The sequence below is a fragment of the Nonomuraea sp. NPDC050394 genome (assembly GCF_044459065.1).
GTDB lineage: Bacteria > Actinomycetota > Actinomycetes > Streptosporangiales > Streptosporangiaceae > Nonomuraea.
The window spans coordinates 467199-481518 of sequence record NZ_JBITIO010000002.1 but is presented as its reverse complement, the minus strand read 5'-3'; the positions used below and the strand labels follow the sequence as shown (position 1 = coordinate 481518).

Here is a 14320-nt window from a genome sequence, read left to right as displayed (position 1 = left end):
CCTACTTCCGGTACAGCCCCACCGACCAGCGGACCGGCCGGTTGGGGTGGGCGCCGCCGTCCATGCGCAGCTTGAGCGTGACGGTCGAGGTCTTGCCCTCCGGCAGGGTGTGCAACCCCATCGCCCAGGGAAAGTCACCCTGCTTCCAGGCGGCGCAACTGCCGCTGACGCCGGTGTCCTTGCCGTTGACGGCGACCTTGAACGACAGCCGCTGGGCCAGATCGCCGGTGCAGATCTTCTCCAGGCCGATCGCGCCGCTCGTGCGGAAGGTGACGGTGTCCTGCTCCGGCCAGGTTCCCGACTCGGTCTTTCTCAGCTTCATCTCGCCCAGCCGTCCGGGCAGGGCGCGCGGCTCTTCGGGGATCACCTGACGCGCGGGCGGGATCCACTCGTAGAAGGCGAGCGACCAGACGCTCCGCTCGATCTTCGGCTGGTCACACGGCCCGTTCTTCTTCGTCTGGATGCAGCCCGTGCCGGCGACCACGGGATCGATGACGACCTCGGCCTTGCCGGTGCCCTTCGGGACCTGGAGGCCGAGCAACTGCATCTCCTTGGAGCAGGCCACCAGGTCGTGCTGCGGGGGCAGGCCGGCGGCGGCGACCGAGGGCGTGATGCTCCCCCTGACCGAGCCCGTGCAACTGGCGGCCAGGTCGATGGGGTTGCCGGTCAGCGGGACGGTCACGGTGACCTTCTTCTTGCCCGGGGTGACCACGGTCGTGGCGGCCACCTTGCGGTACTCGGTGCCGTCGGCGGCGACGAAGGTGTCGGGCAACGTGGGCTTGGTGGCCGCCGTCTGGTCGGGCGGTTGCGCCGTACCCGGGAGAAGGGTGGCCGCGAGCGCGACGGCGGCCGCGATCGCGCCGCCCGCCACCGCGTTCCTGCGCAGCCGCCTGCGGCGGATGCGGGCCTCGACCTGGGTACGGCGGGCCGGGTTGGGCGGCGGCGCGGTGGCGCCGCGCTCCCGCAGCACCTCACGCAGGTCCTGCACGGTCATCGCTGCAACTCCTTCACGATCGATTCGTCCACCCGCAACTTGGCCAGGGCCTTGGCCGTCTGGCTCTTGACCGTGCCCGGTTCGCAGCCGAGGGCGCGGGCCGTCTCGGCGACCGGCAGGTCCTCGTAGAAGCGCAGCACGATCACCGCCCGCTGCCTGGCCGGCAGCCGTCCGATCGCCCGCCACAGCGAGTCGTGCTCGTCGAATCCGCCGGTGGCGTCGGGGTGGGCGGTGTCGGGCAGGTCGTGGCTGGGCAGCTCGCGCCGCCAGCGCCGCCGCCACCAGGAGGTGAAGGTGGTGACGATGACCCGGCGCACGTACGGCTCCGGCTCCTCCACCCTCGGCCAGGCGAACCACGCCTTGGCCAGCGCCTCCTGCAGCAGGTCCTCGGCCAGTGCCCAGTCGTGGGTCAGCAGGTAGGCGGTGCGGAGGAGGTGGTCCGACCGCGCGGCCACGAAATCATGAAATATCGATCTGTCTGCCACCTGATGGGCCTCTCGGGTTGTCGCTGTCGACCGTACTGACGCATCGGGCGGCGGGCCCGGTTGCCCTGGGGCAGGATGGAGTTCATGGCGATCCCGGCACGGCTGACATGGGCGGTGGACACCCTCGGCGTGCGCGCGGGGGAGCGGATCCTCGAGATCGGGTGCGGCCGCGGCGTGGCCGCCGAGCTGCTCTGCGACCGGGGCGCGCGGGTGACCGCGCTCGACCGCTCCGCGACCGCGATCAAGGCGGCCGAGCTGCGCAACCGGCGCCACCTCGACGCCGGCCTGGCCGTCTTCCGCCTCGGGGCGCTTGAGGACGGCATCGGCGACGGCGGCTACGACAAGGTGTTCGCGGTCAACGTCAACCTTTTCTGGACCCGCTCACCGGCGGGCGAACTCGGCCTCATCAGGAGCGCCCTGACCGGGCGGGGCGCGCTCTACGTCTTCTACGAGCCGCCGGGACGCGTGGAGGAACTGGCGGAGAAGGTGGGCGGCGCGCTGGCCGCGGGCGGCTTCCACGTCACGACCGTGCGCGAGGGCAACCTGCTGTGCGTGAAGGGCGAGGTCACAGCGCCCGCTTGACGGTGAACGGCACCAGCTCGCCCAGCCCGCGCACCGTGAGCCGGTCGACCGGGACCAGCCGGAAGGCGCGGTCGCCGGTCAGCTCCTCTGCGAGGTCCGGGTCGGCGAGGATCGTCCCGGGGTGCGCCAGGGCCGTCAGCCTGCTGGCGAGGTTGACCGTGGTGCCGAACACGTCGCCCATGCGGCCGATGACCGGCCCCACGGCCAGGCCCACGCGCAGCTCCGGCATGCCGCGCACCTTGGCGTGGGCGGCCAGCAGCCGCAGCGCGATCTCCGCCGCGTCGTGCGCCTTGCCCGAGACGAACAGCACCGAGTCGCCCAGCGTCTTGATCACCCGGCCGCCGGTCGAGGTGACCACGTCGGCCGACCTGCCCTCGAACTCGTCGACCAGCGCGGCCAGCTCGATCTCGGAGATCTGCCTGCTCAGCCGGGTGAACCCGACGAGGTCGGCGAAGCCCACCGCCAGGCGTACCGCGGTCTTCTCCTGCTCGGCCATGCGGCCGGCCGCGGCGGCGAGCTGCCTGCGCCAGGCGTAGACCAGCAGTTTCTCCAGGTCGGGCACCACCCGCCTGGCCCGGCGCGTCCACGCGCGCGGCCGGTCGGCCAGCGGCACGCCCGCCTGGTCGAGCTCCTCGGCGCCCAGCTCGGCCTGCGACTCGGCCAGCCGCGCGGTCGCCCGGCCCAGCGAACGGGCCATGAGCAGCACGTGACCCTCGTCGTACAGGCCCCGGCTCACCATGCCGAGCAGCGTGCGCAGGGCCTCGACGTCGGAGTCGGTGAACTCGACCGCGTCGTCGGCGACGTTGGCGAAGCCGAGCGCGCGCCAGAACCTGCGCGCGCGGTAGACGGGCACCCCGGCCATCTCGGCGACCTGGTGGCTGGTGTAACGACGGTGCTCGCGGAGGAACGCCTCCGTCAGCCCGTCCTCACTCGTCACGGCTGCAACCTAACACCCGGCCCGCCCGCCCGCGACGACCCCTGCCGGGCCGCCGGGTCAGTCCAGGAGGGCGCGCAGGGCGGCGCGTTCCGCGGCGGGCACATAGCCGACGTAGTAGTCGTACATGGTCTGGCGCGACAGCCGGGCCGCCAGCGGTCCGTCGCCGGCCCGCACCGCGGCCAGGACCTCCTCGTGGTGGCCGATGCTCTGCCGCATCAGCCCGTCCTGGTCGGGCGCGGCGGCGATCTTCTCCTCGATCAGGTTCAGCACGATCGAGCGCACCACGTCGGTGCAGATCTGGATGAGCTTGTTGCCGCTGGCCCTGGCCACGGCGTCGTGGAAGGCGACGTCGGCCGCGCTGAACGCGTCGTAGCCGGTCTCGGCGGCGGCGCGCATCGCGGTGATCGCCGCGTCCATCTCCGCCAGCTGCGCCTCGGTACGCAGCCGCGCGGCCAGCAGGTTGGCCGCGGAGTCGAGCGTCATGCGGAACCCGACCAGCTCGCCCAGCGACAGCTGGTCCACCCGCGCCAGCGTGGTCATCGACTTGTGGAGCGCGGCCGGGGTGAACGGCAGCACCTCGGCCCCGTTGGGGTCCCCGGGCCGGGAGCGGACCAGCCCGCGCGCCTGTAGCACGCGCAGCGCCTCGCGCACGGTCGAGCGGCTGACGGAGAACTGCGCCATCAGGTCCCGCTCGCTGGGCAGCCGGTGTCCAGGGGTGAGCGTGCCGGTCTCGACGGCCTCCTCGATCTGCTCGACGATGCGCTCGTACGCGCGGACGGTGCGCACCGGTTCAAACCGCGGTCCGCCCATGGAAGAGCCCCCTTGACCCGAGCAGTTGAGGACTGGCAGTGTGCGTAGCCTACTGGTCCGACCAGTGCACTAGCCAGGAGGCTGTTGAACATGAGGCGAATCGGGACCATGATCGCCGCCGGCGGTCTCCTGCTGGCCACTGCCTGCGGCGGTGGCGGCGGGCAGACGGGCGGGAACACGGCGTCGAAGCAGGAGTCGCTGTCGGTCGGGTTCGTGGCGGAACCGGCCAACCTCGACTTCACCGCGACCGAGGGCGCCGCGATCCCGCAGGCCCTGCTGGTCAACGTCTACGAAGGCCTGGTCAAGCTCGACCAGGACGGCAAGATCGTCCCGCTCCTCGCGGAGAAGTGGGAGATCTCCCAGGATCGCAAGACCTACACCTTCACCCTGCGCAAGGGCGTCACCTTCTCCAGCGGCGCCCCCTTCACCGCCGACGACGTCGTCTTCTCCTTCGACCGCGTGAAGTCCGACTGGAAGCTGAAGATCAAGGCCCAGCTCGACGTCGTCGCCAAGGTGGAGAAGAAGGACGACACCACCGCCGTCGTCACGCTCAAGCAGCCGAGCAACGGCTTCCTCTACGCGCTGGCCACCCGCCTCGGCGCCATGTTCAGCAAGACGGGCGTCGCCGACCTCGCCAACAAGCCCGTCGGCACCGGCCCCTACCAGCTCGGGAGCTGGAAGCGCGGCGACTCCATCCAGCTCACCGCCAACGGCACGTACTGGGGCACCAAGCCCGCCATCTCCGGCGTCACGCTGAAGTACTTCAAGGACGCCACGGCGATGAACAACGCGCTGCTGACCGGCGGCATCGACGTCATCTCCAGCGTCCAGGCCCCCGAGTCGCTGCAGCAGTTCGCCGACCCCAACCGGTTCCAGACGGTCGAGGGCACCACCAACGGGGAGGTCGTGCTCTCCCTCAACAACGGCCGCCCGCCGTTCAACGACAAGAAGGTACGGCAGGCCGTACGCCACGCCATCGACCACAAGGCGCTCCTGGACACCGCCTGGGCCGGAAGAGGCCAGCTCATCGGCACCATGGTCCCGCCCACGGACCCGTGGTACGAGGACCGCACCGGCGACTACCCGCACGACGTGAACAAGGCCAGGCAACTGCTCGGCGGCAAGACCCACAACGTCAAGATGCGCATCCCCAACCTGCCGTACGCGGTGGCCGCCGCCCAGGTGGTCAAGTCGCAGCTCGCGCAGGTGGGCATCACCGCCGACATCGAGCCGCTGGAGTTCCCGGCCCGCTGGCTGGACGTGGTGTTCAAGCAGGGCGACTATGACCTGTCCATCATCAACCACGTCGAACCCCGCGACATGGGCATCTTCGCCGACAAGTCGTACTACTTCCGTTACGACAACCCCGAGTTCGGCAAGCTGCTCGCCGAGGCCGACCAGGGCACCGAGCAGGAGCAGACCGACAAGCTCAAGCAGGCGGCCAAACTGCTGTCCGACGACGCCGCCGCCGACTGGCTCTTCCTCTTCCCCAACCTCATCGTCGCGAAGAAGGGCGTCACCGGCCTGCCGAAGAACGCCATCGCCGAGTCCTTCGACTTCACCGGACTCGCCAAGCAGTGATCGTCTACCTGGTCAAGCGGCTGGCGGTGCTCCTGGCGAGCACCGCCGTCGCCGGCGTGGTCGTCTTCGCCTTCATGGCGCTGCTGCCGGGCGACCCGGCCGAGATCGCGCTCGGCGTCAACGCCACCCCGGAGGCCGTGGCCCAGCTGCGCGAGCAGTACGGCACCGACCGGCCGCCCGTCACCCAGTTCCTCGACTGGTTCGGCGGCCTGGTCACCGGCGACTTCGGCACCTCCTACGTGACCAGCTCGCCCATCGGCCCGCAGATCGGCGAGCGGCTGGCGGTCACCGCGGTGCTCGTGACCGGCGGCATGGTCATCGCGCTGCTGGTGGCGGTCCCGGCCGGCACCTTCGCCGCCGTGCACCACCGCAACCCGCTCGGCGCCGCGATCAGCGCCTTCAGCCAGGTCGGCATCGCCATCCCGGCGTTCCTGGCCGGAATCCTGCTGGTGTTCGTCTTCGCGGTGAAGGCGCAGGCGCTGCCCTCGGGCGGCTACGTGCCCATGGCCGAGGACCCGGCGCAATGGCTGCTGGGCCTGCTGCTGCCATGGCTGTCGCTGGGCCTGGTGCAGGGCGCCGTCCTGACCCGCTACGTCCGCTCGTCGGTGCTCGACGTCATGCGCGAGGACTACCTGCGCACCGCCCGCGCCAAGGGCCGCGGCCGCATGGGCGCCCTGTGGCGGCACGGCCTGCGCAACGCCTCCATCCCCGTCGTCACCGTGCTCGGCCTCCAGCTGGCGACGCTGCTCATCGGCGCCGTGGTCGTCGAGCGCGTCTTCGTCATCCCCGGGCTCGGCGACCTGCTCCTGAACGGCGTGGCCGGCCGCGACCTCCTGCTCGTCCAGGGTGTGGTCATGGTGCTCGTGGTCGCGGTGCTGCTCATCAACTTCGTGGTCGACGTGGCCTACGCCGTCCTCGACCCCCGGCTGCGAGGTGCGCGATGAGGGGCAGGGCGAACGCCGGGCTGATCGTCGGCGGCACGCTGGTCGCCCTCGTGGTGGCCGCCGCGCTCGTCTCGTTCGTGTGGACGCCGCACGACCCGACCCTGGTCGACGCCGCCAAGAAGCTCCGGGAACCCGGCGGCGGATACCTGCTCGGCGCCGACAAGTTCGGCCGCGACACCTTCAGCCAGCTCATGGTCGGCGCCCGCACCACCCTGTACGTCGGCATCGTGGCCGTCGGCATCGCCGCGCTGATCGGCACCCCGCTCGGCATGGTCGCCGGGATGACCCCGCGCGGCTGGCTGTCGGAGCTGGTCATGCGGGTCAACGACCTCGTCTTCGCCTTCCCCGCGCTGCTGCTCGCGGTCATGCTCGGCGCCGTCTACGGCGCCGGCACGCTCACCGCGATGATCGCCATCGGCGTGGCCACCGTGCCCGCCTTCGCGCGCGTCGCCCGCGCCGCGACCATGCAGGTCATGGTCACCGACTACATCCTGGCCGCGCGGGCCGCCGGGCGCGGCCGGATGGCGATCGCCGGGCGGCACGTGCTGCCGAACATCGCCTCGATGCTCATCGTCCAGGCGTCGGTGTCGTTCGCCATCGCGATCCTGGCCGAGGCGGCCCTGTCGTTCCTCGGCTTCGGCACCCGCCCGCCGACCCCGTCGTGGGGGCGCATGCTCCAGGAGTCGCAGGAACTGCTCTTCTCCACGCCGCGCCTGGCCCTGTGGCCCGGCCTGGCGATCGCGCTGGCCGTCCTCGGCTTCAACCTCCTCGGCGACGGCCTGCGCGACTTCCTCGACCCCAAGCTGAGGAGGATCCGTGCTCAGCGTTGACGGGCTGTCCGTGCGGGCCGGGGAGCTCGAACTCGTGCGGGAGGTCTCCTTCTCCATCGCGCCGGGCGAGCGGGTCGGGCTCATCGGCGAGTCGGGCTCGGGCAAGTCGCTCACGGCGCTGTCGCTCATGGGGCTGCTCCCCGAGGGCGTCAGCGCCTCCGGTACCGCCGTCCTGGACGGGCACCGGCTGCTCGGCGTGCCGGAGAAGCGGCTCAAGGGGCTGCGCGGCCGTACCGTGTCGATGGTCTTCCAGGAGCCGATGACCGCGCTCAACCCGCTGATGCGGGTCGGCGCGCAGGTGTCGGAGGTGATGACGCTGCACGGCCGCGACCGCGCGGCCGCCCGCTCCCGCACGCTCGACCTCCTGGACCGGGTACGGCTCCCGCACCCCGCCCAGATCGCCCGCGCCTACCCCCACCAGCTCTCCGGCGGCCAGCGCCAGCGCGTCATGCTGGCCATCGCCCTCGCCAACGAGCCTGACCTGCTCATCTGCGACGAGCCGACCACCGCGCTGGACGTGACGGTGCAGAAGCAGATGCTGGACCTGATCGCCGAGGTGGCCCCGGCGCTGCTGTTCATCACCCACGACCTGGCGGTGGTGGCGGCGATGTGCGAGCACGTCCTGGTCATGTACGGCGGCCGCGTCGTCGAGTCGGGCCCCATGCGCGAGGTCTTCACCCGCCCACGACACCGCTACACCGAGGGCCTGCTCGACGCCTCCCGCCTGACCCCGCGCGGCACCCGGCTGCCCACGATCAAGGGCAGCGTGCCGTCGGCCGGGGCGTTCCCCGAAGGCTGTGTCTTCCGCAACCGCTGCCCCTACGCCAGCCCCCAGTGCGAGACCGAACCGGCGTTGACAGGAGAGGCCCATGGCTATGCCTGCTGGCACCCCGGTGATTGAGGCCCGCGACCTCACCCGCGTCTACCGCCGCCCGCGGACCTCGCTCACCAGGCCGGGGGAGGCCGTGCACGCGCTGAAGGGCGTCTCGCTGAGCGTCGCCCGCGGCGAGCGCTACGGGATCGTCGGCGAGTCCGGTTCCGGCAAGTCGACGCTCCTGCGGCTGCTGTGCGGGCTCGACCGGCCCACCAGCGGCTCGATCAGGTTCGCCGGGCAGGAGATCGTGGGCCGCCGCGACCTGCGCTTCCTGCGCAACGACCTGCAGATCGTCTTCCAGGACCCGATGAGCTCACTCGACCCCCGCATGCGGGTACGCGACATCGTCGCCGAGCCGCTGGTCGCGCAGGGACTGCCGGTCGGCACCCGGGTCGCCGGACTGCTGGAGGAGGTCGGGCTGCCCGCCGCCGCGGCCGAGCGCTACCCGCACCAGTTCTCCGGCGGCCAGCGCCAGCGCATCGCCATCGCCCGCGCGCTCGCGCCCGCCCCGAAGGTGCTCGTCGCCGACGAGGCGGTCAGCGCGCTCGACGTCTCGGTACGCGGCCAGATCCTCAACCTGCTCGCCGACCTCATCGACGCGCACGGCCTCACGCTGGTCTTCGTCTCCCACGACCTGTCCGTGGTCAGGCACGTCTGCGAGAGCGTCGCGGTGATGAGCGAGGGGGAGATCGTGGAGAGCGGGGCCGTGGACGCGGTCTGGGCCGGGCCCAAGCACCCCTACACACGTACGTTGTTGCAGGCCGTACCCACCTTGGAGGGACTTCTGTGATCGAGATCGACGCCGCGGGCGTGGTGGAGTTCACCCAGGCGCTGGTACGCGTGCCCAGCACCAACGACCCGGCGCGGGGGCGCAGCGAGCTGCCCGCCGCCGAACTCGTCGCCGCGAAGATGCGCTCGTGGGGCTGGGAGCCGCAGATCTCCGAGGCCGCGCCCGGCCGTCCCAACGTGGTCGCCGTGGTCGAGGGCGGGCTGCCCGGACCCACGCTCATGTTCGAGGGCCACACCGACGTGGTGACCGAGGGCGACCTGGCCGAGTGGACCGTCGACCCGTTCGGCGGCGAGATCCGCGACGGCCGGCTGTGGGGGCGCGGCAGCGCCGACATGAAGTCGGGCCTGGCCGCCACCCTCTACGCGGTACGCGCGCTGCAGCTTGCTGGACCGTTCCCGGGCCGGGTGAAGGTGTGCGCGCTGGCCGACGAGGAGGGACTCATGATCGGCGCCCACCACTTCGTGGACTCCGGTCTCGCCGCCGACGTGGACGGGGCGATCGTGGCCGAGCCCGAGGCGGGCGAGATCTGCGCCGTGGCCAAGGGCGCGCTGCGCCTGCGGGTGGACTTCACCGGCAAGATGGCGCACGGCGCGATGCCCCAGCACGGGCGCAACCCGATCCCGGCCGCCGGCGCGCTCATCGTCGCCCTCGGGGCCTACCAGGAGGAGCTGCAGAAACGTTTTCCCGAGCACGAGCACCTCGGCCAGGTGTACGTCACGCCCACCGTGGCCCGCGCGGGCAGCGAGGAACAGGTCAACGTCATCCCCGTGGCGGCCTCGGTCTTCGTGGACGTACGGACCCTGCCGGGAATGGCGCACGCCGAGATCGCCGCCCGGGTCGGTGAGCTGGCCGCGTTCACCGGGATCGCCGCGGAGGTCGCCATCCTGGTGGACCGGCCCGCGGTCGAGGTCCCCGTGGACGACCCCGTCGTGGCCGCCCTCGCCGCGGCCCACCGCGCCGTCACCGGGCAGGAGCCGGTCTACGGCGGCGTGCCCGGCTCCACCGACGGCACCGTGCTGACCCACTGGGGCGGCGTCCCCTCGGTGGTGTACGGCCCCGGCGGCAAGTGGATCGCCCACCAGGCCGACGAGTTCGTCGAGGTGGCGGAGATCGTCCGGTGCGCCCGCGTGTTCGCCGAGGCCGCCCGCCGCTTCCTTACCCGGGAAACCGCATGAGGCCGGGACCGCCCGCCCGGGGGGTGGCATGAAGCCGGGGCCGCTCAACGCGCTCACCGACGTCCCGGGCATCCGGGTCGGGCACGCGCAGCGCGTCGGCGGCGGCTATCGCACCGGGACCACCGTGATCCTGCCGCCGGGCGAGGGCGCGGTGGCCGGGGTGGACGTGCGCGGCGCCGCCCCCGGCACCCGCGAGACCGAGCTGCTCGACCCCCGCAACCTGGTCGAGCGGGTCCACGCCGTCGTCCTGACCGGCGGCAGCGCGTACGGGCTCAGCGCGGCCTGCGGCGTCATGGACCGCCTGGCCGACGCCGGGACCGGCTTTCCGGTGGAGGGCGGCGTCGTCCCGATCGTTCCCTCGGCCGTCATCTACGACCTCGGCCGGGGCGGGCGCTTCCGTGCCACCCCCGCCGCCGAACTGGGCGCCGCCGCCTACGACGCCGCCTCGGCGGAGGAGGCGCGCAACGGCTCCATCGGCGCCGGCACCGGCGCGGTGGCGGGCGGGCTGGCCGGCGGCGTCGGCACCGCCAGCGCCGTCCTGGGCTCCGGCGTCACCGTGGCCGCCCTGGCCGTGGTGAACGCCGCCGGATCGGTCCTCGACCCCTCCGGCGGCCTGCTGGCGGGCGCCCGCTATGGCCTGCCCGGCGAGTTCGGCCGCCTCGGGCCGCCGTCCGCGCGGGAGGCGGAGGCCTGGCGGCCCGCGAAGGTCACCAGCTTCAACACCACCATCGGCGTCGTGGCCACCGACGCCGCGCTGTCGAAGGCCCAGTGCGGCAAGCTCGCCGGAGTGGCCCACGACGGCCTGGCCCGCGCGATCCGCCCCGCCCACACCATGGTCGACGGCGACACCATCTTCGGCCTGTCCACCGCCACCCGATCCGGGCCGTCGAGCGCGGAACTGCAGGACGTCCTGGCCGCCGGGGCCGACGTCTTCAGCCGCGCCGTGGCCCACGCCGTCCTGGCCGCCACCGGCCGCCCGGAGGCGCCCGCCTACCTCGACGTCTTCCCCAGCGCCCGGCTCCCGCAGGAGGAACGAGCATGAACTGGCCGAGCGGACTGCCGGTGGGAGCGGGCTGGGTGCCCGTCCCGGACACCACCGAGATCGTCTTCCCCTATGACGGCAGCGTGGTGGCCGCCGCGCCGCTGGGCACGGCCGAACTGGCCGCGCGCGCGGTGGAGGAGGCGCTGGCCGTGGCGCCCGCCATGGCCCGGGTGCCCTCGCACGCCCGCCGTACCGCGCTGATGGGCGCGCACGACGCGCTGGTGGCGCGGCGCGCGGAGTTCGAGCGGCTGCTCGTCCTGGAGACCGGCAAGCCGCTGGTCGACTGCGAGGTCGAGGTGGCGCGGACGATCGTCACGCTGGCCACCGCCGCCGAGGAGGTGGCCAGGCTGCACGGCGAGACCGTCCCGCTGGACCTGCTGCCCTCCGGCGAGGGGCTCACGGGGTTCTGGACCCGGCGGCCGATCGGCGTCGTGGTGGGCATCACCGGCTTCAACTACCCGCTGCTCCTGGCCGCCCACAAGATCGCCCCGGCGGTCGCGGCGGGCTGCCCGGTGATCGTCAAACCGGCGCCCGCCACCCCGCTGGCCACGCTCTGGCTGGTCCACCTGCTGCGGGAGACCGCCGCGCTGCCCTCGGCCGCGGTTCAGCTGGTCACCGGTGACGTCGAGGTCGGCCGTACGCTCGTCGAGGACCGCAGGATCGGCGCGGTCTCCTTCACCGGCTCGGCCGCGGCCGGGCACGCCATCGCCCGCAACGCCGCCCCGACCAAGGTCGTGCTCGAACTCGGCTCCAACGCCGCCCTGGTGGTCGCCGCCGACGCCGACCTGGAGGCGGCGGCCGACGCGGTGGTGCGCGGCGGCTACTACGCCTCCGGGCAGGCGTGCATCTCGGTGCAGCGGGTGCTCGTCGAGGAGCGGGTCAGGGACCGGTTCCTGCCCCTGCTGGCCGGACGCATGAAGAACGTGGTCACCGGCGACCCCCGCGAGCCGCGCACGCGGGTCGCGCCGCTGATCGACGAGGCTTCGACGGCGCGCGTTCTGGAGTGGGTGGAGGCGGCCGTGGACGCGGGCGCGAGCCTGGTGACCGGCGGGCGGCGCGCGGGCCGGGAGCTCGTGCCGACGCTGCTGGCCGACGTCCCCGACGGTGTGGCCGCCTGGGACGAGGAGATCTTCGGCCCCGTCGTGTGCGTCCGCGCCGTGGCGGACCTGGACGAGGCCTTCGCCACCGTCAACCGCTCCCGCTACGGCCTGCACGCCTCCGTGTTCACCACCTCCCTGGCCACGGCGTTCGCCGCGATCGACCGGATCGAGGCGGGCGGCGTCGTGGTCAACGAGGTGCCGGGCTTCCGCGCGGACAACATGCCCTATGGCGGCGTCAAGGACTCCGGCATCGGCAGGGAGGGCCCGCGCTTCGCGATCGAGGAGTTCACCGTCACCCGGATGGCGATCATCCGCCCTTAGCCGTGCGGGCCGGGGGAGAACCCGGCCCGCACGGCGCCCGCCGTGTTCCGGCCGTGTTCTAGCCGTGGGAGTCGGGTGAGGAGCGGGCCAGGCCGAAGCAGGAGGGCCCGTTGGGCCCGTCGAACCTGACGGAGTTGAAGAAGTCGCGGAAGGTGATGAAGAAGTTCCCCTTGTCGCGGGGCCGGGTGACCGCGGAGCAGCCGCCATAGCCGGCCTCGGAGTAGAGGTGGATCCACGAGTCGGTACGGTTCCAGTCGGACTTGCCCCTGCTGCCCATGCCGAGAGCGGCGAGGCTGGGGGTGTCGCCCTGGATCTCGATGATGTCGCCGGTGCCGTCGAGCCCGGAGAACATGCAGTAGTAGCCGTCGCGGCAGCGGTCGTAACCGTCGGCCGCCTGGGCGGGGGTGCTGGTCAGGGCGGCCATGGCCACGGCCGCGATCGGGAGCGCCAACAGGTGAAGCTTCTTGCCCACTGTCCCTCCATACCTGAAACTTTCCTTCGACCCTACAGGCTGCGATCTTGGCGGTGAAGGGGGATCTTGCGGCGGGTAAGGAATTCCTGTCTAGGCTGGCGCATGATCACTCACGCCGTCTTAGCCGTGGCCCTGACGGCCACCCTCGTCCCCGCCGGCGCCGCGCTCGGCCCCCGCCTGTTCCGCAACCGCGACTCCGGGCTCTGCCTGACCTGGGGCACCCAGGTCTCGACCGGCAGGACGATCGCCGCCACCGGCAGCTGTGACCCCTCCTCCAGGTACACGCTGTGGAAGCGCACCGCCCGCTCCCAGCTCGCCAACCGCACGACCTGCCTGTCCTCGCCGACCGGGCCCCAGGACGAGCGCAGAGTCCTGGTACGGCGCTGCGGCAGGGCCGACCGGCTCGTCTTCACCCGCGTCCGCCGGGGCATGGACGGCGAGCACCTGCGGATCTCCTGGAAGAACGGCCAGTGCCTGGCGGGCAACTACAAGGGCCACGTCTACCCCGGTCCGTGCTCGACCATCGCCGCCGAATGGGTCGTCGTCCGCTGGTCCACGGACTAGCGGACGGGCCACCTGGTGCACTGGTCGGACCAGTCACTAGAGTGCTGACCATGACGAGCTACGAGAGGTTGTTCCGCCTGGACGGACGGCGGGCGGTCGTGATCGGGGCCGGCAGCGGGATCGGGCGGGAGTCGGCGCTGGCCCTGGCCGCCCAGGGCGCCGAGGTGGTCTGCGCGGACCGGGACCTGCCCGCGGCCGAGCGGACGGCCGCCCTGTGCGGCGCGAGCGCGTACGAGGTGGACGTGCTCGACGCCGCGGCCGTGTGGACGCTGGCCGCCCAGGCGCCTGCCGACGTGCTCGTCTTCACCGCCGCCACCAACGTGCGCAAGCGCCTGCTCGACTACTCCGGCGAGGAGTTCGCCCGCGTGGTGGATCTCAACCTGCGCGCCTCCTTCGAGGTGGTGCGGGCCTTCGGGGCCGGCATGGTGGAGCGCGGGCGCGGCTCGATCATCGGCTTCGCCTCCATCCGCGCCGCGGTGACCGAACCCGGCCAGGGCGTGTACTCGGCCACGAAGGCGGGGCTCGTGCAGCTTCTGCGCACCGCCGCGGCCGAGTTCGGGTCCTCGGGGGTGCGGGTCAACGCGGTCGCGCCCGGCGTGGTCGAGACCCCGCTGACCCGCCAGATCAAGGAGAACCCGGCCTGGTACGACGCCTACGCCGCCAAGTCGGCCCTGGGCCGCTGGGCCCGCCCCGAGGAGATGGCCGGCGCCGTCGTCTACCTGGCCGGTGACGCCGCGAGCTTCGTCACCGGCTCCGTCCTGTACGTGGACGGTGGCTGGACCGCCGTCGACGGCCGCTTCGACCCACCCAACTGACCTC

The 14320-nt window shown here is 72.5% G+C and carries 16 protein-coding genes; 11 read left to right on the top strand and 5 right to left on the bottom strand.

Going from position 1 to position 14320, the window contains the following annotated elements:
* Position 1: 1 nt before the first annotated feature.
* Both ACIBKY_RS10395 and ACIBKY_RS10390 read right to left on the bottom strand, forming a co-directional pair.
* Positions 2-994: a hypothetical protein gene (locus ACIBKY_RS10395; protein WP_397096131.1), complete on the bottom strand. Its 993-nt coding sequence runs from the start codon at positions 992-994 to the stop codon at positions 2-4.
* A complete protein-coding gene (locus tag ACIBKY_RS10390) occupies positions 991-1479 on the bottom strand; it encodes a SigE family RNA polymerase sigma factor (protein ID WP_397096129.1) in 489 nt (162 codons plus the stop codon). The genes ACIBKY_RS10395 and ACIBKY_RS10390 overlap by 4 nt, the downstream gene beginning before the upstream one ends.
* An 84-nt stretch (positions 1480-1563) precedes the next feature.
* On the opposite strand from ACIBKY_RS10390, the gene ACIBKY_RS10385 reads away from it, so the two are divergent.
* The gene (locus ACIBKY_RS10385) at positions 1564-2061 is read left to right on the top strand and encodes an SAM-dependent methyltransferase (RefSeq protein ID WP_397096127.1); all 498 of its coding nucleotides are present in this window, start codon (positions 1564-1566) and stop codon (positions 2059-2061) included.
* Here ACIBKY_RS10385 and ACIBKY_RS10380 read toward each other — a convergent pair.
* Both ACIBKY_RS10380 and ACIBKY_RS10375 read right to left on the bottom strand, forming a co-directional pair.
* A complete protein-coding gene (locus ACIBKY_RS10380) occupies positions 2045-2998 on the bottom strand; it encodes an adenylate/guanylate cyclase domain-containing protein (protein ID WP_397096125.1) in 954 nt (317 codons plus the stop codon). The two genes, ACIBKY_RS10385 and ACIBKY_RS10380, sit on opposite strands and share 17 nt — an antisense overlap.
* A gap of 57 nt (positions 2999-3055) precedes the next feature.
* The gene (locus ACIBKY_RS10375) at positions 3056-3808 is read right to left on the bottom strand and encodes a FadR/GntR family transcriptional regulator (RefSeq protein WP_397096123.1); all 753 of its coding nucleotides are present in this window, start codon (positions 3806-3808) and stop codon (positions 3056-3058) included.
* A 90-nt stretch (positions 3809-3898) separates the two neighbouring features.
* On the opposite strand from ACIBKY_RS10375, the gene ACIBKY_RS10370 reads away from it, so the two are divergent.
* The 8 genes from ACIBKY_RS10370 to ACIBKY_RS10335 are packed head-to-tail and all read left to right on the top strand — an operon-like array spanning position 3899 to position 12465.
* Entirely contained in the window at positions 3899-5389 is a 1491-nt protein-coding gene (locus tag ACIBKY_RS10370) for an ABC transporter substrate-binding protein (protein WP_397096121.1), read from the top strand.
* Positions 5386-6333, top strand: coding sequence for an ABC transporter permease (locus tag ACIBKY_RS10365; RefSeq protein ID WP_397096119.1), 948 nt, complete (start codon positions 5386-5388; stop codon positions 6331-6333). The genes ACIBKY_RS10370 and ACIBKY_RS10365 overlap by 4 nt, the downstream gene beginning before the upstream one ends.
* A complete protein-coding gene (locus ACIBKY_RS10360) occupies positions 6330-7163 on the top strand; it encodes an ABC transporter permease (protein ID WP_397096117.1) in 834 nt (277 codons plus the stop codon). Before ACIBKY_RS10365 ends, ACIBKY_RS10360 begins: the two co-directional genes overlap by 4 nt.
* Positions 7150-8064 carry an ABC transporter ATP-binding protein gene (locus tag ACIBKY_RS10355; RefSeq protein WP_397096115.1) on the top strand — a complete coding sequence of 305 codons (915 nt, stop codon included), beginning with the start codon at positions 7150-7152 and terminating at the stop codon, positions 8062-8064. Before ACIBKY_RS10360 ends, ACIBKY_RS10355 begins: the two co-directional genes overlap by 14 nt.
* A complete protein-coding gene (locus ACIBKY_RS10350) occupies positions 8033-8827 on the top strand; it encodes an ATP-binding cassette domain-containing protein (protein ID WP_397096113.1) in 795 nt (264 codons plus the stop codon). The genes ACIBKY_RS10355 and ACIBKY_RS10350 overlap by 32 nt, the downstream gene beginning before the upstream one ends.
* Complete coding sequence (locus ACIBKY_RS10345) at positions 8824-10002, top strand: M20 family metallopeptidase (RefSeq protein WP_397096111.1); 1179 nt, start codon at positions 8824-8826, stop codon at positions 10000-10002. The genes ACIBKY_RS10350 and ACIBKY_RS10345 overlap by 4 nt, the downstream gene beginning before the upstream one ends.
* Positions 10003-10030: 28 nt before the next feature.
* Entirely contained in the window at positions 10031-11044 is a 1014-nt protein-coding gene (locus ACIBKY_RS10340) for a P1 family peptidase (protein WP_397096110.1), read from the top strand.
* Positions 11041-12465, top strand: a complete 1425-nt coding sequence (locus tag ACIBKY_RS10335) for an aldehyde dehydrogenase family protein (RefSeq protein WP_397096108.1) — start codon at positions 11041-11043, stop codon at positions 12463-12465. The genes ACIBKY_RS10340 and ACIBKY_RS10335 overlap by 4 nt, the downstream gene beginning before the upstream one ends.
* Before the next feature lie 58 nt (positions 12466-12523).
* Here the strand turns inward: ACIBKY_RS10335 and ACIBKY_RS10330 are convergent, their stop codons facing one another.
* On the bottom strand, positions 12524-12937 hold the full coding sequence (locus ACIBKY_RS10330; protein ID WP_397096106.1) for a peptidase inhibitor family I36 protein: 414 nt from the start codon (positions 12935-12937) through the stop codon (positions 12524-12526).
* A gap of 102 nt (positions 12938-13039) precedes the next feature.
* Here ACIBKY_RS10330 and ACIBKY_RS10325 point away from each other — a divergent pair, with 102 nt between their 5' ends.
* Positions 13040-13501: a hypothetical protein gene (locus ACIBKY_RS10325; RefSeq protein WP_397096104.1), complete on the top strand. Its 462-nt coding sequence runs from the start codon at positions 13040-13042 to the stop codon at positions 13499-13501.
* Between the two features lie 50 nt (positions 13502-13551).
* Positions 13552-14316 carry an SDR family NAD(P)-dependent oxidoreductase gene (locus ACIBKY_RS10320; RefSeq protein WP_397096102.1) on the top strand — a complete coding sequence of 255 codons (765 nt, stop codon included), beginning with the start codon at positions 13552-13554 and terminating at the stop codon, positions 14314-14316.
* The last annotated feature ends 4 nt before the right edge of the window (positions 14317-14320 follow it).

Coding starts and splice junctions, on each gene's coding strand:
- ACIBKY_RS10360 (WP_397096117.1), top strand. CDS start 6,330: ATGAGGGGCAGGGCGAACGCCGGGCTGATCGTCGGCGGCACGCTGGTC.
- ACIBKY_RS10335 (WP_397096108.1), top strand. CDS start 11,041: ATGAACTGGCCGAGCGGACTGCCGGTGGGAGCGGGCTGGGTGCCCGTC.
- ACIBKY_RS10350 (WP_397096113.1), top strand. CDS start 8,033: ATGGCTATGCCTGCTGGCACCCCGGTGATTGAGGCCCGCGACCTCACC.
- ACIBKY_RS10340 (WP_397096110.1), top strand. CDS start 10,031: ATGAAGCCGGGGCCGCTCAACGCGCTCACCGACGTCCCGGGCATCCGG.
- ACIBKY_RS10370 (WP_397096121.1), top strand. CDS start 3,899: ATGAGGCGAATCGGGACCATGATCGCCGCCGGCGGTCTCCTGCTGGCC.
- ACIBKY_RS10320 (WP_397096102.1), top strand. CDS start 13,552: ATGACGAGCTACGAGAGGTTGTTCCGCCTGGACGGACGGCGGGCGGTC.
- ACIBKY_RS10385 (WP_397096127.1), top strand. CDS start 1,564: ATGGCGATCCCGGCACGGCTGACATGGGCGGTGGACACCCTCGGCGTG.
- ACIBKY_RS10325 (WP_397096104.1), top strand. CDS start 13,040: ATGATCACTCACGCCGTCTTAGCCGTGGCCCTGACGGCCACCCTCGTC.
- ACIBKY_RS10375 (WP_397096123.1), bottom strand. CDS start 3,808: ATGGGCGGACCGCGGTTTGAACCGGTGCGCACCGTCCGCGCGTACGAG.
- ACIBKY_RS10395 (WP_397096131.1), bottom strand. CDS start 994: ATGACCGTGCAGGACCTGCGTGAGGTGCTGCGGGAGCGCGGCGCCACC.